Genomic DNA, 25,714 nt, shown 5'->3' with positions numbered 1-25,714 from the left:
GATGGATCCCGCCGCAGGGTCAACCAAGCCAACCGACGGGCCCGGTTCTGCCTGGGAAGAACCTGCCCCCCTTCGTGCCTCACGCTCACCGCCGACGCGGGGCCACACTGGGTACATGCCTCGATCCAGCTCTGAGCTCCGCGACTTCCTCCGGGCCCGCCGCGACGCTGTGCGCCCCCAGCAGGCCGGGCTGGCGAAGTACCCCGGTCGCCGGGTCCCGGGGCTGCGACGCGAAGAGGTCGCGATGCTCGCTGGGGTGAGCGTCGACTACTACACGCGCCTCGAACAGGGCCGGCTGACCAGCGCCTCGGAGGGCGTGATCCTTTCGATCGCCGAGGCCCTGCAGCTGACGGCACCTGAGACCCAATACTTGCAGGATCTGATGCGCCCTCAGCCGCGCCGCGAGAACCGGGGGCGGTCAACGCCCAGCGCTCAGACGGTGAGGCCGGCCCTGGTAAAGCTGCTGGAAGGCATGAACGACCAGCCCGCCTTCATCCTCGGACGGCGCAACGAGGTCCTGGCCACCAACGCGCTCTTCGACGCACTCACGGTGCCGTTCCTCCAGCGCCCCGCGCACGACCGCAACCTCCTGCGCTGGCTGCTGACCGACCCGGGGGCCCGCACGCTCTATCTCGACTGGGCCGAGGTCACCTCCGGCGTCGTCGGCGTCTTGCGCGCCGACGCCGGCCGCTACCCCGGCGACACCGAGACCGCCGCTCTGGTCGAGGAGTTCTCCCAGGCCAGCCCCGAGTTCCGGCTCTGGTGGGCCGAGCACAACGTCGTCGAGCGCACGTGGGGAAGCAAGCGGTTCGATCACCCCGTGGTCGGTCGTCTCGACATCACCTACGAAGCGCTCAACCTGCCGGGCGATCCCGACCAGGTCCTCTTCGTCTACCCCGGCAGCACCCCCGCCGACGTCGACAAGCTCCGCATCCTCGCCAGCTGGAACACCGCCGCACGCGCGACGAGCTGACACGGGCCACTCGGCGACCAACCAGCACCACCCTCATCAGCACCACCCTGATCAAGAACCACCCTGCCCAAAAACGGCCGCACCCCCGGGTTCTCCCAAGGCTTCGGGGCCGCTGCGCGCGCCCCCAGAGCGGCACTTCGTGACCAAGCGCTGGCGAACACGTGCCGTGACTAACGCCGCGGGAGTACCTCTCGCCAGCACTCAACGACATCGACGAAACTCGGAACGAGAAGCACGCAGTGACCAAGGAACTCACGTCAGGCACTCCCTGGCGCGTCATCGTCATCTTCGCCATCCCCCTGATGTTGGGGAACATCGTCCAGCAGCTCTACCACTTCGTCGACGCTGCCGTCGTGAGCCGCACCCTCGGTGTGGAGGCGCTCGCCGCGGTCGGGTCCACCACCAGCCTGATCTTCCTGGTGCTGGGCTTCTCATGGGGGCTAACCACGGGCTTCGCCATCCCACTGCTCAGGCCTACGGCGCCCGCGACCACGCAGCCCTGCGGCGCAGCGTGGCTACGGGAGCCGTGCTCACCTTCGCCGTCAGCATCGTTCTCACCGCGTTGGGATCGTCGCTGGCGAGGTTCTCGCTCGAGCGGCTCGGAACCCCGCCGACACTGCTCGACGACGCCACCACCTTCGCGCAGATCAGCTTCCTGGGCGTCGTGTCCTTGATGTTCTACAACTTTCTCGCGGCGACCATCCGCGCGATCGGGGACTCCCGCACGCCGCTCATCTTCCTGCTGATCTCGTGCGTCCTGAACGCCGTCCTCGTCGTGGCCTTCATCGTCGGTCTCGGGTTCGGGATCGGCGGCGCCGCGCTCGCAACGATCCTCGCCCAGGTCACCTCGGTGTTGCTGTGCCTGGCCCATGTCCGACGCAACGTCACCGTGCTGCACCTGCACCGCGCTGACTGGCAGATCAGCCGCGGCTCAGTCGTCGGCCAGCTGCGGCTCGGGGTCCCGCTCGGTTTCCAGACCTCGATCATCGCTCTCGGGTCAGTGGCCGTCCAAGCACGCCTCAACTCCCTCGGACCCGATGCCGTCGCGGCCTTCACCACCTACACCCGCGTCGACGGGCTGGCAGTCACTCTCCTGGCCTCGATCGGCCTCGCCGTCACCACCTTCGTTGCCCAGAACTACGGCGCTGGCCGTCCAGACCGGATACGTCAAGGAGTGCGGCAAGCGCTTTGGGTCTCCCTCGCAACCTCAGCGTTCCTCGGAGTCGTTCTCTTCTTGGCCAGCCGTCGCATCGTCACCATCTTCGTCACTGACCAGGCGCCCGAGGTCGTCGAGCTCGCGACGCTGCCACTGCACATCAATTCGAGCCTCTACTGGATCCTCGGTGTGCTGTTCGTCCTTCGAGGCGCCCTGCAGGGTCTCGGCCGCACCGCCATCCCGTTCTTCACCGGCGTGGTCGAGCTCGGAATGCGCCTGCTCACCGCCCTCGTACTGGGTGCCGCTTTCGGGTACGCGGGTGTCGTGTGGGGAACTCCGCTGGCTTGGGCGGGCGCCGTCTCGCTGCTGATCCCGGCCTACTTCTACGCCCAGCGTCGGCTCGACGCCCGCCAGGCTGTGAGGGATGACGGTGGCCCACCGTTCGCCGACCCGGACCGTAGCGGGGCTGTGAGCCCGTGTGTGCCGCAGGGGGGTGGCCGGCCAGGTGTGGCCGTGGAGGTTGAAGCCGGCAGCCGTCACAGCTGACCCCCGCTGCGCGGCCTCCTCTTGCGGAAACTGCCCTGCCGACTTCTCGAAAGCTCCTCGATCGAACGCGACGGGCCGCGCAGCGATCAGTCGAGCGGCGGTCTCAGGGCTGCGGCCCGGAAGGCGCGGGCGCTGAGGACCTGCAGTACGTGGTCGGAGCGGAACCAGCGTCGTCCGGCGTGCTCGGTGGACGGCAGGGACTCCCGTGCGACGAGTTGGTGTATCCGGCTTGTGCTCAGCCCCAGCACGTCTACGACCGCGGCCTGGGTCCACCACTCATGGTCGTCATCGGGCGGGTCGCCGCGTCGAGGCCGCCCACATTCTTCCTCGCGCTCCCGACCGCTCGAGCAAACGGCCCCTCGGTCGCGGTGTGCGTGATCTGCTGCGTCCTTTCACGGCCCTCCTCACGGGGTCAGGTCTCGGCCGAGGTTCTCGGCGAGCCACTGGGTGGGGTTGATGTTGTCGTCGTAGATGCGGCCGTTCTCGGGGTGGACTTCGAAGTGCAGGTGCGGACCCGTGGAGTTGCCCTCGGACCCGACGGTGCCGATCTGTTGCCCGGCCTCGACCTGTTCGCCGTCGGCCACGGTGAGGCTGCTCATGTGGGCGTACCAGGTGGCCAGCGAGTCGGGGCCGGTGGTGATCTTCACGAAGTGCGGCCCGGCCCAGGAGCGTTGTGCGTTGTCGGTGCGGGCGATGCCGGCGTGGGCGGCGTAGACCGGGGTGCCGAGCGGGACCGAGAAGTCGGTCCCGGTGTGGCCACGGGCCCAGCGGCCTCCCGCGTTGCCCCAGTTGCCGCGATCGGCGCTGGCGTACCCGGCTGGGACCGGGAGCGTGACGGTGCCGGGCGCGACGCTGCGCGCCGAGCACCCGATCAGCTCGAGTGCAGCGTCGGGAGCACCACTTATGGGAGCGCCGCTGGTGGGCTGGCCGCCGGACGTGTTGGGGTCGGTGACGCCGCTCCCCTGGTTGGCTGAGGTGAGGGCGTTCATGAGGTCGACGGCGTCGTTCCACCACTGCTCGTAGTGGTACGGGTCGGCGTTGCGCTGGGTGCGGTGGGCGGCCATAGTCGGCTCCATCGCTTCCCAGCCCTCGACGCGCAGTAGGGCGCGGTAGAAGTTGATCGAGCTGATCCGCGGGTCCATCCGGTCCTCGTAGGACCCCCAGGACCCGTTGGCACGCTGCTGAAACAATCCCCGGGAGTCGGGCCCGGCGGTGTCGCCGTAATCGACGACGGTCAGGCTCGACTCGCCCATCGCAGTCATCACCGCGATCGCCTGCGCTCGGGCGGGCACACGGAGCTCGGTGCCGGCGGAGATGATCGCGGCCGCGTTGGAGGCCTGCTCGGCGCTCCACTGTCCGATCGGGCCCGACACGGCTCCGGCGGTCGCGGCGGGATCGCCCGCACCGACGCCGCAGGGGTCCGCGCCGGCGGCCGGGTCGCTGCGGCTGATCCCGACGATCATCACCACGGTGCAGCTGGCCGCGACCGCGAAGACCAGGCCGATGACGAGCACGAACATGCGCAGCGGACGGGTCGCGTGACGCACCACCCCCTTCCCGATCGCGCCGCCCACACCCGCCACGGTCGTCGGGCTCGTCGGGGCGCCACCGCGGCCGCCGAGGAAGCTACTCACGGGGCGAGTCCGGGAAGTAGATCCGGTCGACCAGCCATCCGGCGCGCCGCTGAGGGGTCTCGGGGTCGCTCGACCAGGTCATCTGGACTCCGAACACACCCGCCGCGCTGGGCACGTCGACCACGACGTGCCCGCTCCCGGTCTCGGGGGCGAGCGTGGCCGGTGCCGCGCTCATGTCGATCGACGCGGCGATGTCGGGCAGCACGGTCGGGTCGGTAGCCACGTACGCCTCGAGCGCGCGGTCGTCGAGGAACGGAGACAGCTCCGCCCACCACTGGTCGTAGGCGACCGTCGGCCGACCCCAGGTCATCAGGGCCAGGACCGCTGGCTCGATCGCCGTGCTCGGATCAGTGCCCTCGGGGCGGATCCCGTCCTGCGGGTTGGTCGCCGTCGGTGCCGCGCTGGGCGTGGCAGTGGTCGACGGTGGACCGTTCGACGGTGATCCCGCGGGATCACTTACGGACGAGGCCGGGCTCTGCGACGAGGGTGATCCCGTGGGATCACCCGCCTCGTCGTCGGTGCTGCCGCAGCCCGCGAGCACCAGGGCGAGCGCGCAGCCCAGCATCGCCGCCTTGGTTCCCTGTCCTAGACCGTGGCGGCGTGTGCTGGCGGTGCTGGTGCGAATCTCCCGAGAACTCATCGCGTGTTCCTCCCCGTTGGGGGCCCCGGCCAGGGGCCTGTGCTGGTCGCTCTAGGGCGCCTGTGCGTCCTGCTGGTCGTCTTACTCGGCCTCGTGGCCGTCGTGGTCCGTTTCGTCCTCTGTGGGGCGCTCAGGGGCGCTCTGGAGCGCTGTGGTGAGGAGTTGCGTGTCGGTGGCCGGTGCGGGCTGGGGCGCCTTGTGCTCGTTGTTGCAGAAGCGCGTCCACGTGGACTCGAGGCGGTCGAGCGTGGGGCGCAGGACGCGTTCGATCCACATGGAGATCTCGTCGTTCTCGTGGGCTGCTGCCCACGCAGTGCGCGCGGCTGCGAGGTCCTCGACCGCGGCGGGGTGGGCGGGCCAGCACGGCCGGAGTTCGCGGCGGTCGAGTTCGAAGGTGGAGGCGAGGTCGTCGACCCACTCGGCCAGCTCGGCCCAGTCTTCCCGGGTCGCGGACCGCACCCACCACGGCGGAACCGCCCCCGGCTCAGCACCGGCAGCACCGGCGCTCCTGGGGGTCGTGCCGCCGTGTGCGCCCTGGCCCTCCAGTACGCCGGCGAGACGGTCGATGGCCTCCTCGAGCTGGCTGTGGCCCTTGAGCAGGTCTGCCAGCGACGACGCCAGCTCGTCGACGTCGACGTCGAGCGCCTCCATGCGCTCCCGCAGGGCATCCAGGTCGTGCTCGCTCACCGCTGAGCACCCTGACCACCTAGTGAACCGTCGGGCCCGGCAAGCGGGGCCTTCTCATCGACCACGCCCAGAGCGGCACCTGCGGCTGCGCGGACGCTTGCGGCGTGGTCGATGCGTCGCTGGGCGACGCGGGCGGCATCAGCCTTCAACGCCGCGGCGTCTGGGCGCTCGAACCATGGGGTGAGTCGCACGATGACCGGGGCGGTGTTGCGCCACAGCAGCAGCGCGGTGCCGTCCTCGAGCTGGCGGATCTCGTCGGCGCGCAGGACGTTGCGTTCCTGCCACGAACTCGACCCGCCCGCACCGGCCCCCGCGCCCGCCCATCCGCCTGTGTTGGGCTGTAGCTGGTGGTGTGCTGCTCGACCTCGACGCGCCCGCTCAGCGACTCGTAGCGCTGCAGCGTGCTGGTCGACTTCAGGCCAGGGAGCACGAGTTCGGCGGCCATCTGCTCCATCAGCGTCTGGCCGCGCTTGTCGCCCCACCGGGTCTTGGCCTGCAGCTCGGACTGGAACGCCAGCACCATCTGCACCCCGAGCTTGCGGACCTCGGACGAGATCTCTGGGGCCTTCTCGATCGGCGCGATATTGGCGAACTCGTCGCCCACGATCCGCATCGGCGGGTCGAGCTTCCCGAACGGGGCCAGCGGCGCCCACCGCTTCACCGCGTCGACGACCTCCTGGAACAGCATCGTGCACAGCGGCCCGACGTTCGTCGAGGAGGAGTCGTCGGAGATCAGCACGAGGGTGTCGGTCGAGCGCACGAACGCGTCGGGGTCGAACACCGGCACGCCGGGACGCTGGCTGACCCACTGCGACACCCGGCGCAGCGCCAGCGGTTCTACGGCCTGCATCAGGGTGTTGCGCGACGACGCGACGGTCTCGTCGGCGCCGGTGGCCACGCCTTCCAGGGCGGTGGCCCACCCGGCCTCGGCACGCTCGTCGGAGCGGAGGATCTCGGCCGCGATCCGGTAGTCGGTGCCGAGGTTGGCCGCCCACCCGAGCACGTCGCGCATCGATGCGCCGCTCAGTGCGGCGGCGTGCAGCATCCGCGACAGCGCGATCTGGACGTTGGTGCGGAAGAACCCGGCGTTGGTGGTGCTGGAGTCGTTGGTGCCCAGACCGAACGCGAACGCGATCCCCCGGGCCAGGGCCTGCTCGCCGTCCTCACAACCGGCGACCGGGTCCCACGTCATCGGCTCGGGCCAGCTGGTGCGCCCCAGCGGGTCGAAGACCCACACACGGCCCTTCCTCTCCCGCGCCGTGGCGATCACGTCGAGGATCGAGACCTCGTTCGACGTCACGACCAGGGCCCCCGGCGCGGAGAGCGCCGCGGGCACCATCACGTACACCGACTTGCCGGCACCCGTGACGGCGGTGACCGAGAGATGGTCATCGAACCCGATGACCACGGGCTCGTGACCACCACCGGTCAGCTCTCCCAGCTGAAGGCCAATCTCCTCGACACCGGCGCGCTTGCGCTCCGAGGTCGACAGTGCTGGCCGCGTCTGCGCGGCGTGCGCGCGCACCGGCTTGATCCCCAACGTCGAGCGCACCGCGTCGCGCGTCGCCATCCCAGCGCCGGACTTCGCTCCCGACACACGGCGCACGATCCTCAGACCCAGGTACGTCAGAACTGCGATCGCCACGGCGAGGTAGAGCCCGAACACCACCAGCGTCACCGTCACCGACCCGTCACCTGCCCCGTCGCCCGAGGCGTTGGTGGAGGCGTCGCGGGTGCGGTGCCCAGCGACCGGTGAGAGCCGGGTCAGAGCGCGGATGGTCTCCAGCCCATCGCCCCACCCGACTCCCGCCACGGTGGTCACCAGGGCCGCGTGCCAGCAGCCCAGCAGCGTGGCCACGACGACCGCGAGCATCGAGTACGCGCGGAACGAGATCTGCGCGGGCGTCAGCGCCTTCGTCTCACGACGCCCCGCACCCCTGCCCCCGCCCTTGCTGGTGCTCATACGGGGACCTCTGCGGTCTCACCCAGCGGCGCTGCCCCCGAGGGGGTCTCCCGCAGCATGGCGGAGTCGGTCTCGGTGAGGACCTCCTCCAGGCTCGAGCGGACGTGCTGGACATGCATCGGCGGCCGCAGACCGACCTTCATCAGGTGCTCACCCTGGTCGAGGTTGCCGAGCTTCTCGGTGGCCGTCTCGTCGAGGTCGAAGAACCGCGCGCACGCCTCGCGGTCCTCAAGGCGGTCCTGGCGGTACAGGTGCAGCGTCTGCGGCTCCTTGACCATCGACAGCGCGGCCGAGCCCCCCGGGATCTGGGAGAGGTGGTGGATCGCGACGACGTTGGACAGCCCCAGGCCGCGGGCCAGCATCTGGTTGGCGTTCATCTGCTCAGCGACCGGCCCCGAGACCATCTCCCAACCCTCCTCGGCCAAGAAGTTGGTGCCCATCCCCCGCTCCTTGCGCAGCGTCCCGAGCAGCCACGCGTGCGCGACCGCCTGGACGAGCGCCGTGGCGGGTCCGTCCTTGGGGAGCTGGCTGATGTCGAACGACGTCAACCGCGAACTCAGGCTCACCTCCTCCGAGGTGGGGCCGTCGAAGAGGCCCTCCAGCTCGTCAGCGACCACGCCGTTGAGCAGGTGCTTGACCGACAGACCAGCCTGGTGCATCCGGTCGCGTGCCGCTGGCGAGTACGACGCCCACGCCTCGACGCCGTCGACGACGCCCAGCGCGCCGGTGACGTCAGCCAGCACCGGCACGCGACCAGCGGCCTCGGCCACGCCGAGCGCGCGACGGTACGCGACGCGCAGCGCCTCCTTCTCCCACTTCGGGTCCAGCGCTGCGCCGTCGTTCGCGCGGTCCGCGATCGCCTTCAGCAACCCGAACTGACCCGACGCCCCGAGCGCGGCGAGGATTTGCGGGTCCAGCGGGTTCAGACGAGTGCCGCCGCCACCGATGCGCATCTGGAACAGCGCGCCCTTGTAGCGACGGGTCAGCTCGCTGTACTCGCCCTCACCGTCGCGGTCCTTGCGGTCGACCACGACGCAACGACGCGCCTTCAACGCCAACGGGCGCAGCACGTAGGCCGTCTTCAACAGGCTGCTCTTGCCCGAGCCGATGATGCCGATGACCAGCACCGACGGCGAGGTGATCTGCTTCGTCGCGTACGCCGTGAACGGGTCATGAGCCACCGGGGCCCCCGACAACATGTCGCGCCCGATGGGGACGCCCTCCGCGTCGGTCGGCTCACCGATCAGCGCCGGGTTCAAGATCTCGCCCTGACGCGTCGTGGTCGGTGCGGGCGACACCAAAGGCGCGTACCAGCCATCGCGGATCCGCAGCGTCCCCCTCCGCACCTTCGGGCCCTGCGGGAGGGGCACGTCCAACCGCCCGTCGGCCCCGGGCGTCCCGTCGTCAGCCCCCGTCGTCGGGGTCGGCTTGAACGCGAACCGCCGCCGCCGCGGCGGCCGTACGTCGTTGTCCGCAGGGGCGGGGAGCAGCGCGTCGACCGCCGACCGCTCAAGGGTGGGTGATCCCGCGGGATCACCCACCCGCCGCCCGGCCCGCCCGGTCCGCCCGGTCCGCTTGGCCCGCGTGCCGCGGTCCCCTCGAGCTGCCGTAGGGAGTGATCCCGTGGGATCACCCACCGGCCAGGTGTTCTTCCGTAGCGGCACCACGGCCGCCGGCGCAGCGTCTGGAACCGGCCGGTGGTTCTCCTGCCGCCCGGTCTGGGCTGCGGTCTGGGCTGGTGTCTGTTGCTGGTGGGTGGTCATGCCTGCCCCCTTTTCGCGTTGCCGCTGATCCGGTCGAGCGAGGTCGTGTGCTGGCCCGCGCGCATCCCGCGCGCCAGCGGCCAGGTGCACGCCTGCGCTGCTGCCTGTTGGGTGTCGAGCCACTGCAGTCCGATCGCGGCCTTGTCGGCTGCCTCGCGCATGTGACCGCACGCCTCGCGCAGCTCCTCTGGGGTGCGGGCCGAGACGGTCACGTGCATGGCCCATCCCAGGCCCTGGGCCTGCTGGCCGGGCTCGAGGTCATCGATGCGGGCCTTCGACGCCGACGCCGCCACTGACAGGGCGCCGTCGACGAGCTGGCCCTTCGCCGCACGGGCGTACTCGTCGGCCAGGTCGCTGGTGAAGTCGTCCTGGGCCTTCTTGAGCGCCAGGCGCTTCGGGATGCCCTCGAGCTGCACCGAGATCGTGCGCACCACGTCTTTGCGCATCCACGACAGCATCGGCATCATCCACAGCGCGTCACGAGCCGACGTGGTGACGCTCTCGATCGGCACCACCGCCGTCCGGTGCAGCCAGGTCTGTGGTGTCCCGTCCGGCCCGGGCGCGTGCACCGCCACCGCCCCACGGGTCTCCCGGCTCGGCATCCACAGCTCGAACGGGTTGACGTCGCCGGCGTGGTCGATGGGCCACGACGGGTTCTGCTGGTGACGCAGCACCGCGCCGACCTGTGCGGCCGACAGCGCAGGGCCCGGGCCGAGCCCGGCGTGGTCGAGCTCGCGGAAGATCCGGTCGATCTCGTCGCGCATCAGCCACAACCAGCCCTGCTGCTCCGGCCCGAGCGCGCTCGCGGTCGCCTTGAATCGGGGCGTCACCGGCCACCGGACCACCGCGAAGTGCTTCTGTCGCAGCGTCCCGGTCCCGAGCCGCTCCAGCACCTCCCGGTAGGACCCCAGCAGCTCCGGCGGGGCTGCCGGATCGACCTCGCGGGCCGCCCACGCCTCGTGAGCAGCGGTGTCGATCGGCTGCACCCGGGTGATGATCTGGATCCGCTTGGCCAGCGACCACTCCGAGCCCAGCTCGGCCAGCACGGCCCCGAACGCCCTCGTCCGGTTGTTCAACGCGGTGTTGCTCTCCAGGCCACTCACGGCGCCGTGCAGCGGGAACACCACCGACAGCCAGGCGTCCTCACCGGTCGGGGCGTGCCACGCGATCCCCGGCGTTCCCGGCCGGGCGTGGAGCCACACCATCGACTGCGCCCCCTCGGGCCAGTCGCGGTAGGCGTTGTACTCCAACCGCGCCGCCCGCGACGGACGCCGCGGAGCCTCGAACGCCTCCGTGACCTCACGCGGGCGGCGACTGACCGGCACGAACCGGTCGATCCCAGACCGAGTGGTCTGCCGCCACCGCGCATTGTCCTTCGCCCGCTCGAGCGGGCTACCGGCCTGCGACGGCAGCGTCGCAACGAACACCGCGACCAGCAGGACTGCGCCCATGATCAGCCCGGTCGTCGACAACAGCAGCGCCAGCACGATCCCGGCGACCACAGCCGCGAACAGCAGCAGCGTCTTGCCCTTGCCCCCGCGACCCGTCAGCAGGCCCCGGTGGCCAGCCTCGCCTCCGAGGAACCGCTGATCCAACATGCTCATGACTGATCACCCAGCGACCGCGTCGAGCCGTCAGCATTCGGTCGTGCGTGACCGTCCTGCCCGCCGCCACGGCGAGCGGGGGCAGCGCTTGGACGCGACCCCGGCGACGCCGGAGAGGACGGCGGGGCGCTGTGGCGGCCCCCAGCGCCGGCCGACCCGGCGGGGGCAGCCGCCGGACGGGGAGCCCCGCCACCTGCAGACCCCGTCGACCGCGGAGCCGCTCCCCCGCCGGACCCAGCTGCGGCACCGGTGCGCGATCCACCCGGTGCGCCCGCCAGGCTGCTGCCGCCACCAGAGGACCCCGGCCCACCTGCGTCCCCGCGTCCCCCCGGAGCGCCCGCGAGCCCAGGGCCGGGCTCGGACCTGCCCGGAGACACGGCTGCATCTCGACCCGGACCGCCTGCACCGCCGACGTCGCCCGAGACCATGTCCGCTCCCGATCGCCCGCCCGAACCGAGGTTGGCGCTCTTCTGCGCGGAGTCGCCTGCCGGTGCAGCCGCTCCACGGCCGGCCGCCGCAGCTTGGCGGCCTCCAGCGCCGCCCGTCGTCGCGCCAGCCGCAGCGCCCATCCCCCCAGACGACAGCGACGCCGCGAGCGCTCGCCCGCCGCCGTCACGGCTCGAACGCGCGCTTCCCGAGCGCGACGCCGTCGCGAGCGAGCTGGCCCGCCCAGCCACGGCGCCAGCGACCATCCCGCCGCCACGCGGCTTGAGGTCGCGCAGCCCGACGCCGCCCTCACCCACACCGGCCCAGACGGGTGCGAACCGGCTCATCATCACCGGCGTGAGTGCGGCCATCCAGATCCCGATGCCCGCGATCAGCAGACCGACCAGCAGACGCAGACCGTTCGGGGCGCCCGAGTCGTTGCCCGGCAGTTGCCCCTGCAGCAGGGTGCCGGCCGCCATGTTCAGCGCCACCCCGAGCATCAAGAACATCAACGGCTGTGTCACCAAGATGCCGCCCCACACACCGACGACCTTCCAGCCGCGCTCCGGGTGCTGCGGGTTGGTGACCCACTGCCACACCAGCGGGAACGCCACGCCCGAGAGATAGAGCGTCACGAGCATCACGGCCAACGTCAGCAGCAGGCACAGCAGACCCAGGACCATCGCGAGGTACAAGATGATCGCCACGATCGCGCCACCGACCACCTGGTCCGGGCCCCCACTCTCAACCAGGGCACCCATGCCCTCATTAATCGAATCCAGTGACCTGCCCAAGACGCGGTCGATGATCCCGTTCGTCAACGCGCCGAAGAGCCCCACGAAGAACACCGCCACCGCAGGCCCAAACAGCACACCGGCGAAGAACAGCGGGGTGCGCTCCAGGATGACCTCCTGAACCTCTCCCGGCCCCAGGCGCCCGCGCCCGTACTGCGCGAACGACCACACCAGCTGGAGGATCCACAACAGCAGCGAGAGCGTGAACGTCAACTGGTAGGCGTCAACGAACCACTCCGCCGACAGATCCGGCTGAAGCGCCTTCGTCATCGTCGGAAGAATGTCGTCGACCAGCGACTTCGTCGACGCCTGCAGCTTCTCAGCGATGTGCCCGAACGGATCCGAGATGAAGTCTGCGATCCCCCGCGCCGCCCCGACCGCGTCGGCACCCTGCTCGATCACCGGAGAGCCACTGAGCACGCCCCCCACGAGGTCGCCGGCCTGGTCCTCAGCGATACCGGTCAGGGCCTCGCAGCCGGCCTCGGCTCGGTCTGCGCCGACGGCTCCGGCTAGCCCGCAGAATGGGTTCACTGCGACGCGGTTGGCGCTTGCTGAGGTGGTGTCGGCGGCGACGGCGTTAGAGGCGAGGCCCAGAACGACCACTACGAGCGCCGCCAGGATGGTCATAGCAATCTTGATGGTCTTCACTCAGCATCCCCCCTCGAACGCCGTACCGCTGCTGGCGAGTTCGGACTTGAAGGACTGGAGCGAGGCAGAGTCATCTGCCGTCTCGAAGGCCGCCGATGGTGCGTCCGCCTGCGGGCCGATCCGCCAGACGCCGTCTACAGCTTCAACGGCGAAGAAGGCCACGCTCTGGACGTCCTGGTAGAGGCCCTCGGTGTCGTATCCGATAAGCGTCAGAGCAACAAGAGCGCGTTCCTCTGACGCCTCACGCACCTCATAGGTCTGATCTTCTAGAGATGCTCGAAGGGTGGCGCCGGGGGTTATCGGCGCTTCTACGCGCTCGTCTGCAGGCACGTCCTCGGTCCAGATCTGTGGCCCGGTGGTCTCTAGATCCGCGACAGAGCGCGGGGCTTGGAAGCGCCACCGGACGTAGGTGGCGACGAAGGCGGCGGCGCCCTCGGCAGTGAGTGGCGCTTCCTCTTGGGCGGCGAGGATCGCGGTCGTTGGGTCAGGTCCTCCGAGGCATCCGTCGGCAGCCTGCGGGGCTGCGGACGGGGTGTCGGAGGACGTCTCGGCCGGTGCTGGTTCGGCCGACGAGCTGTCGCGGCCGAGCATCCATGCGATGACGGCGACCGCGACCACGAGGACCACGCCCGCCACGATCCACGGGGCCCTCGACGGGCCCGTGGCGTAACGCTGTTTGGTGCCCACCATGGGGCCACCCCCTACTGATCCCGTGGGATCACCCGAAAACAGGGGGCGCGGTCCTCGACCGGTCGTCGGCGGAGGCCGCGCCCGTGTTGCTGCTAGTGCCGTCCGTAGACGACGCCGAGCCCCATCACGAGGAGCAAGGCGATCGCTAGGGACCCCAGCGCCGCTCGTCCCCGGTAGGGGGACCGACGGTCGCTGGCGATCAGCACCAGCGAGATCAGCGCCAACAGAGCGCCGATCATGAGCCCAGCTACAGCGAGGGCGAGAAGAACAGCCGTCGCTGCGGGCTGCCCGGCTAGCCGACGATGACGAAGATGGCACCCACCAGGGTGCCGATGCTGGCCACCAAGATCAGCGCGATCACGGCCTGGACCGCGCCCTGGCGTGCCTCCGCCTGCTGCTGCGGGTGACCTCCAGTGTTGGCGGCGCCCATGCGCAGGATGCCGAGCACCAAGTTGGCGATCAGGATGACGATGACGATCGCCAGCAGCGCGACGTAGAGCTTCTGCCACCACTGCGTGAACTCGCCACCGAAGATCGAGAAGTCCGGCACCAGGCCGTCAACGGGGTTCTCCATGGTCAGTTCGCCTTCCGAGAGTTGTCGTACGTGGTGGCGTTGGGCGTGTGCCCAGCGCTGTGGTTAGGCACCAGCGGGTCGGCCGGGGCATGTCTGAGGGTTTCGATCAGCGTGGCGGCGACGCGGGTCCAGGCGTACCTCGACCGCTTCGAGAGCGAGGAGATCGAGAACTCGTTGCTGTCGTTGCGCAGCGCAGGGTCGAAGGGCACCTCGAGCACCGGATGGCCCAGGCCCTGGCAGATCCCGATGTAGTCCGCCGCCAGACCCGGATCCTCGTGGCCACCGTCGTGCGAAGCGATCACCACGACGCGGCTCAGCAGCCCCGGCGTCCCGTACTCCGCGACAGCGCGGAGCGCGGCCTGCGCGCCACGAATCGAGGCCAGCGAACACACCACCGGCACCACGACCGCGTCAGCGGTCGCGAGAGCGGTACGGAAGCTCATGTCGACCGTCGCGTTCGCGGTATCGGTGATGGTCAGCTGGTAGTAGGTGTCCAGCACCCGACGCACCGCCATCACGTCCTGGCCGCCCATCGGGGCCCTGTGTGTCGGTGAGCCGACCACCGTGGCCAGCGAGCTCTGAGGCGCGGTGAACGCCGACAGCTCCCCGACACTGCGGATCAGGTGCGCCGACTTCACCAGCTCGCCCAGACCGATGGTGGGCCTGCCCTCGGCTCGCGCGGCGAGGTCGCCGGCCATCGGGGTCGCCTCGGTGATCGCGACCGACCCGCCCCGGGTCTCCGCGATCAACCCACCCAGCGTGAGACTCGCCCCGGTCTTCCCCGACGACTTGATGTTCGCGACGAGCACGTTGCGAGACCGCGGCGCGGTCCACTGCCGAATCGCTGTCTCATCGGCCGCCATCTGCGCCTGGTCCTCAACGGTGGGGAACCGGTTACGGCTCCACCAGCGCCACCACGGCACCCGTCGTGCTCCGGCCTTACCCGCCACCGACGCAGCCAGCGGAACCGGCAACGCCGACACCTCCGGCTCCGGTTCCGGGGCAGGAGCGATCGCTGGCACCGGGTCCGGGCCAGGCTCTGCCGGCGGCCCGAACCCTTCCTGGTAACTCGCGTACCGATCGGCACCAGCCGAAAAAAGCTTGAACGGGTCCTCTGGACCCTGCTGATCCTCAGCCACTGATGACCCTCCCGAGTAGGTCGAACTTGCAGGCTCTTGCTAGGGCCCAAGTGTCGTTCGGAAGGAGAGGTGCGCGAAGAAATCTGCGATGCTGCGGCTGTCTCACCCGCTTGACCGGCTGACCGGAAACGGGGTCGACAAACTACCCGAGATACTCGCTACCCACTCTCCCCCGAGCGGTTTCTGTGGGCCCCCATAACTTAAACGGCCCTGGGGACAACCCGCCACGCGTCTGACCTGGTGGCTGCCGACCGCGCCGCGGCTGTCCCCCGCTGTGCTCGGGTTACGCTACTACAGTGCAGCGAATAAACGACTCTACTCGGGAGGGCCGATGTCACACACTCATGCCTCGGGCACAATGCGCGAGTGCCCCGCGTCGCAGAGTTCACAGCGGACACGCCCGTGAACGTCGAGGTGGCGACGCGCGTGTTCGGCGCTCCGCTGCGCGTACACGTCCTGCGCCACGTCCTGCGAAACCCTGGGGCGTCGCAGCGGGACATCGTCACCGCGCTTGGCTCTGCGCAACGCTCGGTGGCCTTCAACACCAACATCCTGATCGAGGCGGGCGTGCTCATCTCAGAGCCATCCACCACCGACAAGCGCTCGACGGTGTTCAAGGTCGACGTCGATCGACTCCGCGAGCTCAAGAGCGCGCTCGACGACTTCATCGCGACGTAAGCGCGTTCTGACGAAAGTGCGGCGGGCCGCGGCGGCGAAGGCTTCGAGCCGGTGCTGCTCGAGTTCTGGAACCAACTTTGTCCGGACGCTTCGGTGAACGCGGCTCGCTGCCACGCGCCCCTTCCGACTTTCGCTTCAGGTCTATTGCTCTGACGGGCACAATGGCCCAATGCCGCGAGTCGTGCGTGTCGCAGGCGGGGAGACTCCGCTCGCGGTGATCGCCGCGACCCAAGCGTTCGGCTCCGAGCTGCGTATCCGCCTGATCCGCCACTTCGCCGAGCGCCCCGGTAGCCAGGCCGACGCTGCTCGCGCCCTCGGCGTCATCACCGCCAACGTCGCGCGCAACACCCGCCTCCTCGTCGACCTCGGCGTCATCACCGAGACCCGAGTCAACAACACCGCTCGGTTCGAGCACGGCGTCGACCAGGCTCGCGTCAACGAGCTCACCGAGGTCCTGCGCACGTACCTCGCCAGCCCGTGACCACCGCCCCCTGAAGTCGGCGACACCTTGACCCGCGATGTCGGGTTACCCGCATGTCGCCGCGGCTGCCCACCCCAGCACTTCTGAGTTACGAGACGTGCGAGCTGTCGTTCTCACCTGCTGCGCCATGGCGAATCCCCTTCTCGCCTGTCACGCGGCCTACATCCCCGCCTCATCAATGGTCCTTCGGCCCTCCCCGTACAGCTTGTGACGACGAGCCGCGCAGAGCGGGTTGGACGCAAGGGCGCCGCAGGAGCAACGCTTGCCCTTGCGGGCACCCCGTGGCGGCTCACAATCGGAAGCCCGGGGAGAACGAACCCGCAGCGATCGACACCGCCCGACCCGCAGGGTCTGCCCGCTCCCTGACCGCCCGGCCAGAACCTCGGTGACTGGCGTATAGGTCCGTATACTTCGGCCGATTAATACGAACCCATACGGGCGGCGACGCCTGATCGGATGGCGCTCATGCTGCCCAACCCCTACGCCCCCGGCTCTCGGCCCGCCTACCTCGCCGGACGCAGCTACGAGCGCGACCTCGTCGACCAGGGGCTCGGACGCATCCGCCACCTCGGGCGCTCCGCGGGACCGCTCCTCGCCTTCCATGGCCCCCGGGGACTCGGCAAGACTTCTCTCCTGCGCCAAGCCCAGCAGGACGCCGACGACGTCGGTTTCCTCACCGCCTGGGTCACCGGCCGCTCCGACCTGACCATGGTCGAGGCCGTCTCGAGCTCCTTGAGCCGCTCGGTGCAGCACCGGTCCCTCGGCGAGCGCGCGACCGGGTTGTTGCACCGCCTCGACAAGGTCCAGGTCGAGTTCGGCATCCCCGGCGCCGCCAAGGTCACCGCCGACGTCCACGGCCCCGGCGTCGACGACGACAACGAACCCCGGTCCGGACGCGTGCTGTCAGAGGTCCTCGAGGACGGGGCCCAATTCGCCCACCACCACGACCACCACGGCCTCGTCCTGTTCGTCGACGAGTTCCAAGAAGCACGCCTCAACGACCGCAAGTCGCTGCTCATCGCGCTGCAGGAGTTCGACGGCACTCCCCCCTCCCCCGTCGCCATCGTTGCCGCCGGCCTGCCGTCGATCCACGCCGCCGTCACCGAGGCTGCCACCTTCGGTGAACGCACCCGTTTCGTCGAGGTCGGCGGCCTCAACGACGTCGCGGTCGCCGAGGCCCTGCAGCACCCCGCCGGCGATCTCGACGTCCGCTGGGAACCCGACGCACTGCTCGAAGCCATCGCGCTTGCCCAGGGCTACCCCCACAAAGTTCAGCTGCTCGGCCAGGAGACCTGGAACACCGCGCGCCCTGAGGCGGGGGCAAGCATCGGTGTGGGCCACGTCCGTCTCGGAGCCGAGGCGGCCGAAACCCGGATGCGCGACCTCTTCGAGACCCGCTGGTCGCGCGCCACCGCCGAGCAGCGACGGATCATGACCGCGATCGCTGCCGACGGTGGCGACAGCGCAACCCGTGCCGAGATTGCCTCGCGGCTTGGTGTCGAGTCGACTGCGCTCAGCCGGCCGCGGGAAGAACTCATCGACCGTGGCTTGGTCGAGCCTCACGGCCATGGCCGCCTCCGCTTCACCATTCCCGGCTTCGGCGACTTTGTCCGCACACGCAAGGACCTCGCGGACTAGGCCAAGCAGAAGGTCTGGCCGCTACCGATTGAGGGGTGCGCTGACGCCCTGGGTCCACCACGCGAGCGTGCCGTGCGAACGCAGCCCGACAACGTCGACGGGCGCCGCGCGCGTGGCCCACCCGGGCACCGACGCCACCTAGCGAGCTCGGCGCAGGCTGGCAGCGACGAAGCCGCTCCCCACGAGGTCCGCGACGATCAGGTCCAGCAGCTCGATGGTGTGCGCTCCTGCCCGCGAGGCGACCTCTCGCCGGCTCGCTTGGGACGGCGGCTCCAGCATCGCCAAGCGTGCGATGAGTCACGGTCGCGCCGGCTGGCGGGCGACGTCAGCGTCGGTTCCATCGACACGATGGGCGGTCGCGATTCCAGGTTGCCCCAGATGAAGATCCGGTAGGGCAGGAAGACGTAGTCGAGCCCGCCGCGCTCGGCAGTCTGAGCAGCGCGCACCGAGGAAGGGACCTTGGTGTAGGCGGTCCGACCCGCTAGCGGCATCCGCCACGCTCCTTGGCGGTTGCCGTGCATCTCGTCCAGCACCACACCGAGAATGAACGAACTCTTGCCCACGGCGAAGATGCTTGCGGCGCTGGCCGCCAACCTCGCGCACTGGTAGTTGTCGATGCACAGCAGCCGCCACGGGGTCCCATGCGGACATAACCTCCATTTGTGCCGACCGACCATAAGGACGTAGTGTCCGCTTTGTCAACGAGAGGCGCCTTCGCGATGAGTGATCGACAAAACAGCACCCGCAAGACCCGGTCGGACAAGGAACGCAATCGCACCCACATCCTCGAGGTCGCCGAGCAGTTCTTCGGCGAGCAGGGCGTGGACGGGCCCATGCAGGCCATCGCGAAGAGGGCCGGCTTGGGACCTGGCACCCTCTACCGACACTTCCCCACCCGCGAGGCGCTGCTGGTAGCGCTGCTGGAGGCCCGTTGGAACGAGCTCGAAGCCCGCCGTCAGGCCATCGAGGAGCGTGGCAGCGACTCCGTAGCTGCGCTCAAGGCGTGGCTGGAGGCCCTGCACGAGTTCGTGACCGCGTTCGACGGTCTACCGGCGCCCCTGCGGGAAGCGTCGATGGACAACACCTCCCCGTTGACCATCACGTGCGAAGACCTGGTCGCGACCACCGGCCACTTTCTCGCTGCCGCGCAGCGCGACGGTCGAGCGCACCCATGGGTTGGTGCACGCGAGCTGTTCCTCAGCGTGCTGGCGACCGTGTGGGTCACGGGGGCCGCCCTGGCCGACCAGGCGTCCGGTCAAGCCCTGCAGGCCCTGCTGCGCTTCGGTTGGGAGACGCCTCTCCCGGACACTGACGCCCCTCCTGCCGACCGCAGACCACGTCCTGACCTCGACCCGCCGACCTAGGAATGCCGTGACCCCCACGACCGTGACCGCCCTAGACGTGCTGCGCACCCGCAGCTCGGCCCGGCGGTTCCTGCCCACTCCGCTCCCGGCCGACGACATCCGAGCCGTGCTCGAAGACGCCCAACGAGCTCCATCGAACAGCAACACCCAGCCTTGGGTCGTGCACCTCGTATCCGGCGCGACCCGCGACACCTTGGCTGAACGACTCTCGGCCGCGTTCGACGGGGGCGAGACCACCCCGGACTTCACCGGAGACTACGGTGGCGGTCGCTACCTGCGGCGGTCTCATGACCACTCCGCCGCGGTCTACGGATCGATGGGCATCGAACGCTCCGATCACCACGGGCGCCAGCGGGCCGTCCGCCGCAACCTGGACTTCTACGGAGCACCGCACACCGCTCTGCTCTTCATGCCCATGCTGGGCGACGGGGTGCGGGCCGCTGGCGACGTGGGCATGTACGCGCAGAACTTCCTGCTGTCCCTGACCGCCCGCGGCTACCGCGGCATCCCCCAGACCATGATCGGCCACTACGCCGACACCGTCCGGGACGTGCTCGACATCCCAGCCGACCTGAAGCTGTTGTTTGCCATCTCCTTCGGCCGAGCCGACGAGACCGAACCCACCAACGACCTGGTCATGGATCGGGTCCCGCTGCACGAGAGCGTCACGGTCCACGACACTCCCGGAGTCCTCCCAGCACCATGAGACCACCTTCGCGGGGTCGACCACACGAGGAGAACTACGACGCACCCCGCACCCACAACCGGCCAAAGGACGGCTAGCACGAGAAGGCTTGGCCGTGGTGGATCTCGCGTGTCAGTCCTCCGGGCTCGGACTGGAAGTTGTGAGCGCAATGAGCACGCGAGCGCCGGCGGACAGAGCACGACCGCATCGATGGTGTCGAGCGCGATGGCTCGCACCAGGCGGCGGTGGTCCACGCCCGGCACCACGAGCCGCGACTTGCCCACCGCGGCTGGCTTTATCGGGCTGGTGACCGACCACTCAAGTATGGGCCACCAGCGCGTAGGCCGCGGCGTCGAAGTGGCCGAAGCGCTCGACGTACTCCGTGGCTGTGCCGGGCCACAGCATGACCTGCCGCCCCGAACCGGGGTCGAGGTACCAGCTGCTGCAGCCCGAGGTCCAGACGGTCTGCACGCTGCGGCGCGCCATCTCCTCTGCATAACGACGCTCGGCTTCGACATCGACCTCGATGAGACCTCCAGGCCCTACCTCACCCAGCGCGCCGACCACGTGGTTGATCTGAGCCTCGATCATGATGACCGCGGAGTTGTGTCCGAGACTCGCGTTGGGCCCGTCCAGCACGAAGAGGTTCGGGAACCCGTGAACGGCTATGGACCCGTAGGCCTGCATCCCGTCAGCCCACCGGCGCTCCAGGCTGACGCCCCCGCGACCGCGCACCAGCCGCGCGTAAGGCTGGCGCGCCGCTTCGAAACCGGTGGCGAGGAGAACGGTGTCGACCTCGTGCCGCGACCCGTTGCCGTCGAGGACCGCGTCGCGCTCGTACCCCGCCAGTGCCGCCGCTGCCAGGCGCACGTTGGGCCGACTCAACGCCGGGTAATAGTCGTCCGAGAAGAGCACCCGCTTGCACCCGATCTCGTGGTCGGGCGTTAGCAGACGGCGCAACCGTTCGTCCTCGACCTGGTCCCGCCGGTGACGCTGCGCCCGTGCGCACAGCTCGGCACGTGCAACGGTGTCGCCGACGCGGGCGGCGTGCCCGGCCTCCGCCTCCTCGAACAGCTCGGCACGGAGCCGGGCGAGGAGTTCTGGACGCTCGGCCCACCTGCGCCGCTGTACCTCGTCGTGAGCGCGGTCGCCGCGCGGAAGCACCCACGGTGCGCTGCGCTGCAGGACCACGACCGACGAGGCTTGATCGGCGACGTGCGGGAGCAGCTGCACGGCCGAGGCCCCCGAGCCGACCAGCGCGACCCGTCGACCGGTGAGGTCGAGCGCCTCGTCCCACCGGGCCGAGTGGACGACGGGCCCGCCGAACTTCCCGGGTACCTCCGGCAACCGCGGCTCGGTCAGCCGGCCACACGCAAGAACAACCGCCGCGGCCGTGACGGTTCCGCGGTCGGTCGCCACCGACCACCGGGCTCCCCACTCGTCCCAGCTGACGTCCACGACCTCGGTCCCCAGCTGCAGCACGTCACGGATCGGGTCGGCCGCACGTTCGAGGTACTCCTGAATCTCGTCCCCCGCAGCAAAGCGACGGGTGAAGCCCGAGTTGGGCAGGAACGAGAAGCAGTAGAGGTGTGCCGGGATGTCACAGGCCACGCCCGGGTATCGGTTGTCGCGCCAGGTCCCCCCGACTCGATCACTGCGCTCGAGCACGGCGACCGAGTCGATCCCGGCCTCTCGCAGGCGCAGCGCGGCACCGATGCCGGCGAAGCCTGCTCCGATGATGGCGACCCGCACGTCCGTCCTCATCGGGCAGGCCTCGGCGCGTCGGCATAGGTCGTGCTCCGCAACCGGAGCTGCCGCCCCAGCTGACGCGCGAGCCCGCGGGCGGCGTCCACGCTCAGCTGCCGCCCGTTCTCGGCTCCCGCGTCCGGCCTGACCCGGCCGTCCAGGAGCGTGCCTCCGAGGTCGTCCGCCCCACCCCGCAGGACCGCGAGCAGGTCTGCGGCCCCCAGGCGCGTCCAAGCCGCCTGCACGTGAGGAACGGAGCCGTGGAGCGCGATCCGGGCGACCGCGTGCACGACGCGGTGGTCCCGCGCCCCGGCGCCCGGCATTGCCATGGGCACGATCTCCGTGAATCCACGGGTGACGGCCTGCAGCTCCCGCAGCCGGAGCAGGTGCGAGGCCCGCTCTCGCGCGGTCTCGCCGTGTCCGTAGAACATCACACTGGTCGAGCGGAGCCCCACGGCGTGCGCCGCGGTGATCGACGCGGTCCACACCTCGACAGGAAGGTCGCTGGGGAAGGCGCGTCGTCGTACCGACTCGTCGAGCAGCTTCACTCCGGTTCCCGGAACCGTGTCGACGCCCGCCTCGCGCAGTGCCTCGAGCTGCTCCCGCAAGGTCCGGCCGGTGCGGTGTGCGCCGTCGACCACGTCTGCGGGACGGAACGCATGGAGGTGGATGTCAGGGGCACCCTCCTTGACTGCTCGCGTCACCTGCTCGTAGACGTCGATCGGCGCCGCCCGGTCGGCGACGCCTTGGATGCACAGCTCCGAGGCCCCGAGGTTCCAGGCGTCCGCCGCGACGGCCGCGACGATCGCCGGGTCCGTCATCACGTCACTGCCCAGGTTGCGGTTGACCACGAGCGTGATCGTGGCGCCGACCACCGAACGACGCAGCTCGTCCGCGGCCTCGCAGAGCCGATCGAGGTCATCGCCGTCGAGATCGAGGAGCGAGGAGAGGTCGTCGACGTCGAGCGTGCCCGGCTCCTGCGCCGCCCGCTCGACCAGGTCGCGGGCCGTGGCGCTGCGCGCCCGCGGCGGCACGCCGTGACGGGCTGGCCCGTTGATGACCAGTCCGTCGGCTGCGAGCCCGTCGGCCCCGGCTACGTCGAGGACGGGACGTCGGAGAGCGGGCGCGAGCCAGCGCCCGGGGTCCGCGACGTACGGCGGGTGCACGGTCAACCGCTCCCGCATCGCGAAGCCGTGCTCGGCCGTCGTCCGTGCCAGCGCCTCGACCTGGGGCCATGGCCGCTCGGGGTTGACGTGGTCGGCCGTCAACGGGCTCACGCCGCCCCAGTCGTCGATGCCTGCTGCGATGAGCCGGCCCAGGTCGTCGGGGTCGGAGAGGTTCGGTGGCGCCTGCAGCCGGACGTCGTGGTCCAGGACGAGCCGTGCGGTCGCGACGGCGGCGAGGTATCCCTCGGTGTCAGCATCCAGCGCGCCCTGCATCGCCGTTGCAGGCTTGGCCCGGAAGTTCTGGACGATCACCTCTTGGAGGTGGCCGTGGCGTCGATGCACGTCGCGCAGCGCGAGCAGGGACTCAGCCCGCTCGGTGACGGTCTCGCCGATGCCGACCAGGATGCCAGTCGTGAACGGGACCCGCGCACGTCCGGCGTCCTCGAGGACCGCCAGCCGCACCCGCGGATCCTTGTCGGGCGAGCCGAAGTGGGCACCGCCCGGCTCCTCGAAGACTCGAGCCGAGGTGGTCTCCAGCATCATCCCCATCGACGGCGCGGTGGAACGCAGCATCGCCAGCTCGTCAGCCGACATCACGCCAGGGTTGTGGTGCGCCAGGAGACCCGTCTCGGCAGTGATCCGCCGCGCCAGGTGGGCCACGTAGTCCAGGGTGGAGGCGAAGCCGTGGTCGTCAAGCCACCGTCGAGCCAGTGGCCAGCGGTCCTCGGGGCGGTCCCCCAGCGTCAGCAGCGCCTCCTTGCATCCCAGCGCCGCGCCCTGCCGAGCGATCGCGAGGACACGATCCTCGGTCAGGTAAGCGGGCACGCCCTTGCGCTCCAGCTTGGCCGGCGTGTCGACGAAGACGCAGTAGTGGCACCGGTCTCGACACAAGGTGGTGACCGGGACGAACACCTTGCGGGACCACGTGATCACTCCCGGCCGCCCCATCCGCCGAAGTGCTTCGTCCCTCGCCGCAGCCGCGCGCGCCATTAGAGCCGTCAGATCGGATCCCGCTGCGGACAAGGACGTCACCACCTCGTCCAGCGTGAGATCGCGGGGGCGAGCGGAGACTGCTGTGGGCATGGCCGTACCTCCAGTGACGAGCACATCGATGCGAGGAACGACCCCGCCCGCACAGCAGCGGACGTGTGACCGGCCACACGAGGCCGACGGTCAGCACCACCGTACTACCGTCCGTCGCTCCGTGTTGTCCGGGTCACCGGATGGGACCGCCGGCGCGCGGGGGGGGGCGGGGGGGGGGGGGGGGCTTCAGCCCGTGAGACCGGGCAGCACGTCTCGGCCGAACACGTCGATCCACTCCTCCTGATTGGGGCCCACGTTGTGCAGGTAGACGCGGTCGAAACCCACGTCGAGACACCGCTGGATGACGCGCCGGTGCACCTCGGGGTCGGCCGAAATCGAGACCCGTCCCTCGAACGAGTCGGGACCGACGAGACGGCCCATCTGAGCGAACTCGAACGGCGACCGCACGTCGCTCTTCACGGGCCCGATCGCCCCGTTTGGCCACTCGCGCACCGCATTTGCCACCGCCTCCTCGTCCGTCGCGGCCCAGCTCAGGTGGAGCTGGAGGATGCGGTCCGCGTCCTCCAACCGCCTTCCGGACTCCCTGACGCCGGCGTTGAAGCGGTCGAGCAGAAGGGCGAGCCGCTCGATCGGCGCGTTCATCGTTATCAGGCCGTCCACGGTCTTGCCGGCTCGATGAGCGGTGACGGGCCCGGAGGTCGCCACCAGGATCGGCGGCGGCTTCGCGGGCATGGTCCACAGACGGGTTGACTCCATCTTGAAGTACTGGCCGCGGTGCCGCACGTCCCGACCTGCAGCCGACGCAGCGAACAACTTCTTGATCAGCTCGATCGCCTCGAACAACCGGCTGATGCGTTCATGGGGCTCGGGCCAGTACTCGCCGGTGACGTGTTCACTGATCGCATCCCCCGAGCCGAGCCCCAGCCAGTGGCGACCGGGATACATCGCCGCCAGCGTCGCTGAAGCCTGCGCGACCATGGCAGGGTGCCACCGGAAGGTCGGTGTCAACGCCCCAGGACCGAGGTCACCGGTGGTGCGCACCCCCACCGCGGAGAGCACGTTCCAGACGAACGACGCGTTGGCCTGCCGCGGCAGCCACGGTTGGAAGTGATCGCTCGCCATCGTGCCCCGGAAGCCTGCGCCCTCCGCGCGCTCCGCCAGCGCCACCGCCCGCGAGGGTGCGAGCTGCTCCAGCATCGCGGCGAACCCGACACGAGCACCCGACAAGGTCATCACGGTCCCACCTTCGCGCCGCTCACTCCGCAGCTGGTGTCATCTTGCCAGGAGGGCGTCCCTCGCGGTCTCGCCCCGCAGCAAACAATGATTGGTCCACGAGGGCAACGGCCCGCGCTTGCCGACGCTGGATGAACGACGGATCGGCATGACCCGCCGTGGGGCCGACATGGTCGCGTCGCAGGAGACAGAGGGGCCGGCCACCGTCGCCCTCCCCCTGGGTCGCGGCGGCCACGTGGCGTGCGGCGACGGGCAGGCGGCCACGCTGCTGACGGCTGCTGGGGTCCAGGCCTGCACGATCCGTGTCCCCGACTCCGAGCAACCGAGACTGCCGAAATCCGAGGCGATCAACGGCGCCACGACCCCAGCGAGAGCGCCATGTGTCGAGGACCATGACGGAGACGGGGCGGGAGGGCGGCACCGTCGCGTTCGGCGCCGGCCG

At 70.0% G+C, this 25,714-nt stretch carries 21 protein-coding genes; 7 read left to right on the top strand and 14 right to left on the bottom strand.

Going from position 1 to position 25,714, the window contains the following annotated elements; genetic code table 11:
* Positions 1-115 precede the first annotated feature (115 nt).
* Complete coding sequence (locus K329_RS0116030) at positions 116-973, top strand: helix-turn-helix transcriptional regulator (RefSeq protein ID WP_028473846.1); 858 nt, start codon at positions 116-118, stop codon at positions 971-973.
* Positions 974-1,406: 433 nt separating this feature from the next.
* The gene (locus K329_RS27310; protein WP_211225889.1) at positions 1,407-2,675 is read left to right on the top strand and encodes an MATE family efflux transporter; all 1,269 of its coding nucleotides are present in this window, start codon (positions 1,407-1,409) and stop codon (positions 2,673-2,675) included.
* 404 nt (positions 2,676-3,079) lie between these two features.
* Here K329_RS27310 and K329_RS29715 read toward each other — a convergent pair whose 3' ends face one another.
* From K329_RS29715 to K329_RS27295, 10 genes are all read right to left on the bottom strand, one after another.
* The gene (locus K329_RS29715; RefSeq protein WP_157571780.1) at positions 3,080-4,309 is read right to left on the bottom strand and encodes a M23 family metallopeptidase; all 1,230 of its coding nucleotides are present in this window, start codon (positions 4,307-4,309) and stop codon (positions 3,080-3,082) included.
* A complete protein-coding gene (locus K329_RS0116015; protein ID WP_028473845.1) occupies positions 4,302-4,619 on the bottom strand; it encodes a hypothetical protein in 318 nt (105 codons plus the stop codon). The genes K329_RS29715 and K329_RS0116015 overlap by 8 nt, the downstream gene beginning before the upstream one ends.
* A gap of 411 nt (positions 4,620-5,030) precedes the next feature.
* On the bottom strand, positions 5,031-5,636 hold the full coding sequence (locus K329_RS30995; RefSeq protein WP_028473844.1) for a hypothetical protein: 606 nt from the start codon (positions 5,634-5,636) through the stop codon (positions 5,031-5,033).
* Between the two features lie 145 nt (positions 5,637-5,781).
* Complete coding sequence (locus tag K329_RS0116005; RefSeq protein ID WP_028473843.1) at positions 5,782-7,599, bottom strand: type IV secretory system conjugative DNA transfer family protein; 1,818 nt, start codon at positions 7,597-7,599, stop codon at positions 5,782-5,784.
* Positions 7,596-8,969 (bottom strand): ATP/GTP-binding protein, encoded by a 1,374-nt coding sequence (locus K329_RS27300; RefSeq protein ID WP_169721609.1) that lies wholly within the window; start codon positions 8,967-8,969, stop codon positions 7,596-7,598. Before K329_RS27300 ends, K329_RS0116005 begins: the two co-directional genes overlap by 4 nt.
* A 389-nt stretch (positions 8,970-9,358) precedes the next feature.
* The gene (locus tag K329_RS0115995) at positions 9,359-10,966 is read right to left on the bottom strand and encodes an SCO6880 family protein (RefSeq protein WP_028473842.1); all 1,608 of its coding nucleotides are present in this window, start codon (positions 10,964-10,966) and stop codon (positions 9,359-9,361) included.
* A complete protein-coding gene (locus tag K329_RS0115990; RefSeq protein ID WP_028473841.1) occupies positions 10,963-12,834 on the bottom strand; it encodes a hypothetical protein in 1,872 nt (623 codons plus the stop codon). Before K329_RS0115990 ends, K329_RS0115995 begins: the two co-directional genes overlap by 4 nt.
* Positions 12,835-13,461, bottom strand: a complete 627-nt coding sequence (locus K329_RS0115985) for a hypothetical protein (protein ID WP_157571778.1) — start codon at positions 13,459-13,461, stop codon at positions 12,835-12,837.
* Between the two features lie 355 nt (positions 13,462-13,816).
* Positions 13,817-14,098 carry a hypothetical protein gene (locus K329_RS0115975; protein ID WP_028473839.1) on the bottom strand — a complete coding sequence of 94 codons (282 nt, stop codon included), beginning with the start codon at positions 14,096-14,098 and terminating at the stop codon, positions 13,817-13,819.
* A 2-nt stretch (positions 14,099-14,100) separates the two neighbouring features.
* Positions 14,101-15,237, bottom strand: a complete 1,137-nt coding sequence (locus K329_RS27295) for a CpaE/TadZ family protein (protein WP_157571777.1) — start codon at positions 15,235-15,237, stop codon at positions 14,101-14,103.
* Between the two features lie 402 nt (positions 15,238-15,639).
* On the opposite strand from K329_RS27295, the gene K329_RS0115965 reads away from it, so the two are divergent.
* The 3 genes from K329_RS0115965 (at position 15,640) to K329_RS0115955 (ending at position 18,034) form a co-directional block, all read left to right on the top strand.
* Positions 15,640-15,915 carry a MarR family transcriptional regulator gene (locus K329_RS0115965; RefSeq protein WP_028473837.1) on the top strand — a complete coding sequence of 92 codons (276 nt, stop codon included), beginning with the start codon at positions 15,640-15,642 and terminating at the stop codon, positions 15,913-15,915.
* A gap of 214 nt (positions 15,916-16,129) precedes the next feature.
* Positions 16,130-16,396 (top strand): helix-turn-helix domain-containing protein, encoded by a 267-nt coding sequence (locus tag K329_RS0115960; RefSeq protein WP_028473836.1) that lies wholly within the window; start codon positions 16,130-16,132, stop codon positions 16,394-16,396.
* Positions 16,397-16,861: 465 nt separating this feature from the next.
* Complete coding sequence (locus K329_RS0115955; protein ID WP_084541376.1) at positions 16,862-18,034, top strand: AAA family ATPase; 1,173 nt, start codon at positions 16,862-16,864, stop codon at positions 18,032-18,034.
* A 197-nt stretch (positions 18,035-18,231) separates the two neighbouring features.
* On the opposite strand, the gene K329_RS30990 is transcribed toward K329_RS0115955, so the two are convergent.
* Positions 18,232-18,597, bottom strand: coding sequence for a hypothetical protein (locus K329_RS30990; RefSeq protein WP_157571776.1), 366 nt, complete (start codon positions 18,595-18,597; stop codon positions 18,232-18,234).
* Between the two features lie 156 nt (positions 18,598-18,753).
* Here K329_RS30990 and K329_RS27290 point away from each other — a divergent pair, with 156 nt between their 5' ends.
* On the top strand, positions 18,754-19,398 hold the full coding sequence (locus K329_RS27290) for a TetR/AcrR family transcriptional regulator (RefSeq protein WP_052336988.1): 645 nt from the start codon (positions 18,754-18,756) through the stop codon (positions 19,396-19,398).
* A 7-nt stretch (positions 19,399-19,405) separates the two neighbouring features.
* Positions 19,406-20,104, top strand: a complete 699-nt coding sequence (locus tag K329_RS0115940; RefSeq protein ID WP_028473834.1) for a nitroreductase — start codon at positions 19,406-19,408, stop codon at positions 20,102-20,104.
* 297 nt (positions 20,105-20,401) lie between these two features.
* Here the strand turns inward: K329_RS0115940 and K329_RS27285 are convergent, their stop codons facing one another.
* The 3 genes from K329_RS27285 to K329_RS0115925 all read right to left on the bottom strand — a co-directional run bounded on the left by K329_RS27285 (position 20,402) and on the right by K329_RS0115925 (position 25,272).
* On the bottom strand, positions 20,402-21,835 hold the full coding sequence (locus K329_RS27285) for a flavin-containing monooxygenase (RefSeq protein ID WP_211225888.1): 1,434 nt from the start codon (positions 21,833-21,835) through the stop codon (positions 20,402-20,404).
* An 8-nt stretch (positions 21,836-21,843) separates the two neighbouring features.
* Positions 21,844-24,078 (bottom strand): 7,8-didemethyl-8-hydroxy-5-deazariboflavin synthase CofG, encoded by a 2,235-nt coding sequence (cofG, locus tag K329_RS27280; RefSeq protein ID WP_084541365.1) that lies wholly within the window; start codon positions 24,076-24,078, stop codon positions 21,844-21,846.
* 186 nt (positions 24,079-24,264) lie between these two features.
* Positions 24,265-25,272: a TIGR03557 family F420-dependent LLM class oxidoreductase gene (locus K329_RS0115925; RefSeq protein WP_043643845.1), complete on the bottom strand. Its 1,008-nt coding sequence runs from the start codon at positions 25,270-25,272 to the stop codon at positions 24,265-24,267.
* Between the last annotated feature and the right edge of the window lie 442 nt (positions 25,273-25,714).

This window comes from Nocardioides alkalitolerans DSM 16699 (genome assembly GCF_000426525.1).
Taxonomy (GTDB): domain Bacteria; phylum Actinomycetota; class Actinomycetes; order Propionibacteriales; family Nocardioidaceae; genus Nocardioides; species Nocardioides alkalitolerans.
Note: the sequence above shows the minus strand (reverse complement) of the source record. Positions and strands in the feature narration are given on the sequence as shown.

What these genes read in the sequence shown, in the direction of transcription:
- K329_RS0115955 (WP_084541376.1), top strand. Translation starts at nt 16,862, where the DNA reads ATGCTGCCCAACCCCTACGCCCCCGGCTCTCGGCCCGCCTACCTCGCC.
- K329_RS0116005 (WP_028473843.1), bottom strand. Translation starts at nt 7,599, where the DNA reads ATGAGCACCAGCAAGGGCGGGGGCAGGGGTGCGGGGCGTCGTGAGACG.
- K329_RS27310 (WP_211225889.1), top strand. Translation starts at nt 1,407, where the DNA reads ATGGGGGCTAACCACGGGCTTCGCCATCCCACTGCTCAGGCCTACGGC.
- K329_RS0115975 (WP_028473839.1), bottom strand. Translation starts at nt 14,098, where the DNA reads ATGGAGAACCCCGTTGACGGCCTGGTGCCGGACTTCTCGATCTTCGGT.
- K329_RS0115995 (WP_028473842.1), bottom strand. Translation starts at nt 10,966, where the DNA reads ATGAGCATGTTGGATCAGCGGTTCCTCGGAGGCGAGGCTGGCCACCGG.
- K329_RS0116030 (WP_028473846.1), top strand. Translation starts at nt 116, where the DNA reads ATGCCTCGATCCAGCTCTGAGCTCCGCGACTTCCTCCGGGCCCGCCGC.
- K329_RS27290 (WP_052336988.1), top strand. Translation starts at nt 18,754, where the DNA reads ATGAGTGATCGACAAAACAGCACCCGCAAGACCCGGTCGGACAAGGAA.
- K329_RS0115925 (WP_043643845.1), bottom strand. Translation starts at nt 25,272, where the DNA reads ATGACCTTGTCGGGTGCTCGTGTCGGGTTCGCCGCGATGCTGGAGCAG.
- cofG (WP_084541365.1), bottom strand. Translation starts at nt 24,078, where the DNA reads ATGCCCACAGCAGTCTCCGCTCGCCCCCGCGATCTCACGCTGGACGAG.
- K329_RS0116015 (WP_028473845.1), bottom strand. Translation starts at nt 4,619, where the DNA reads ATGACCTGGGGTCGGCCGACGGTCGCCTACGACCAGTGGTGGGCGGAG.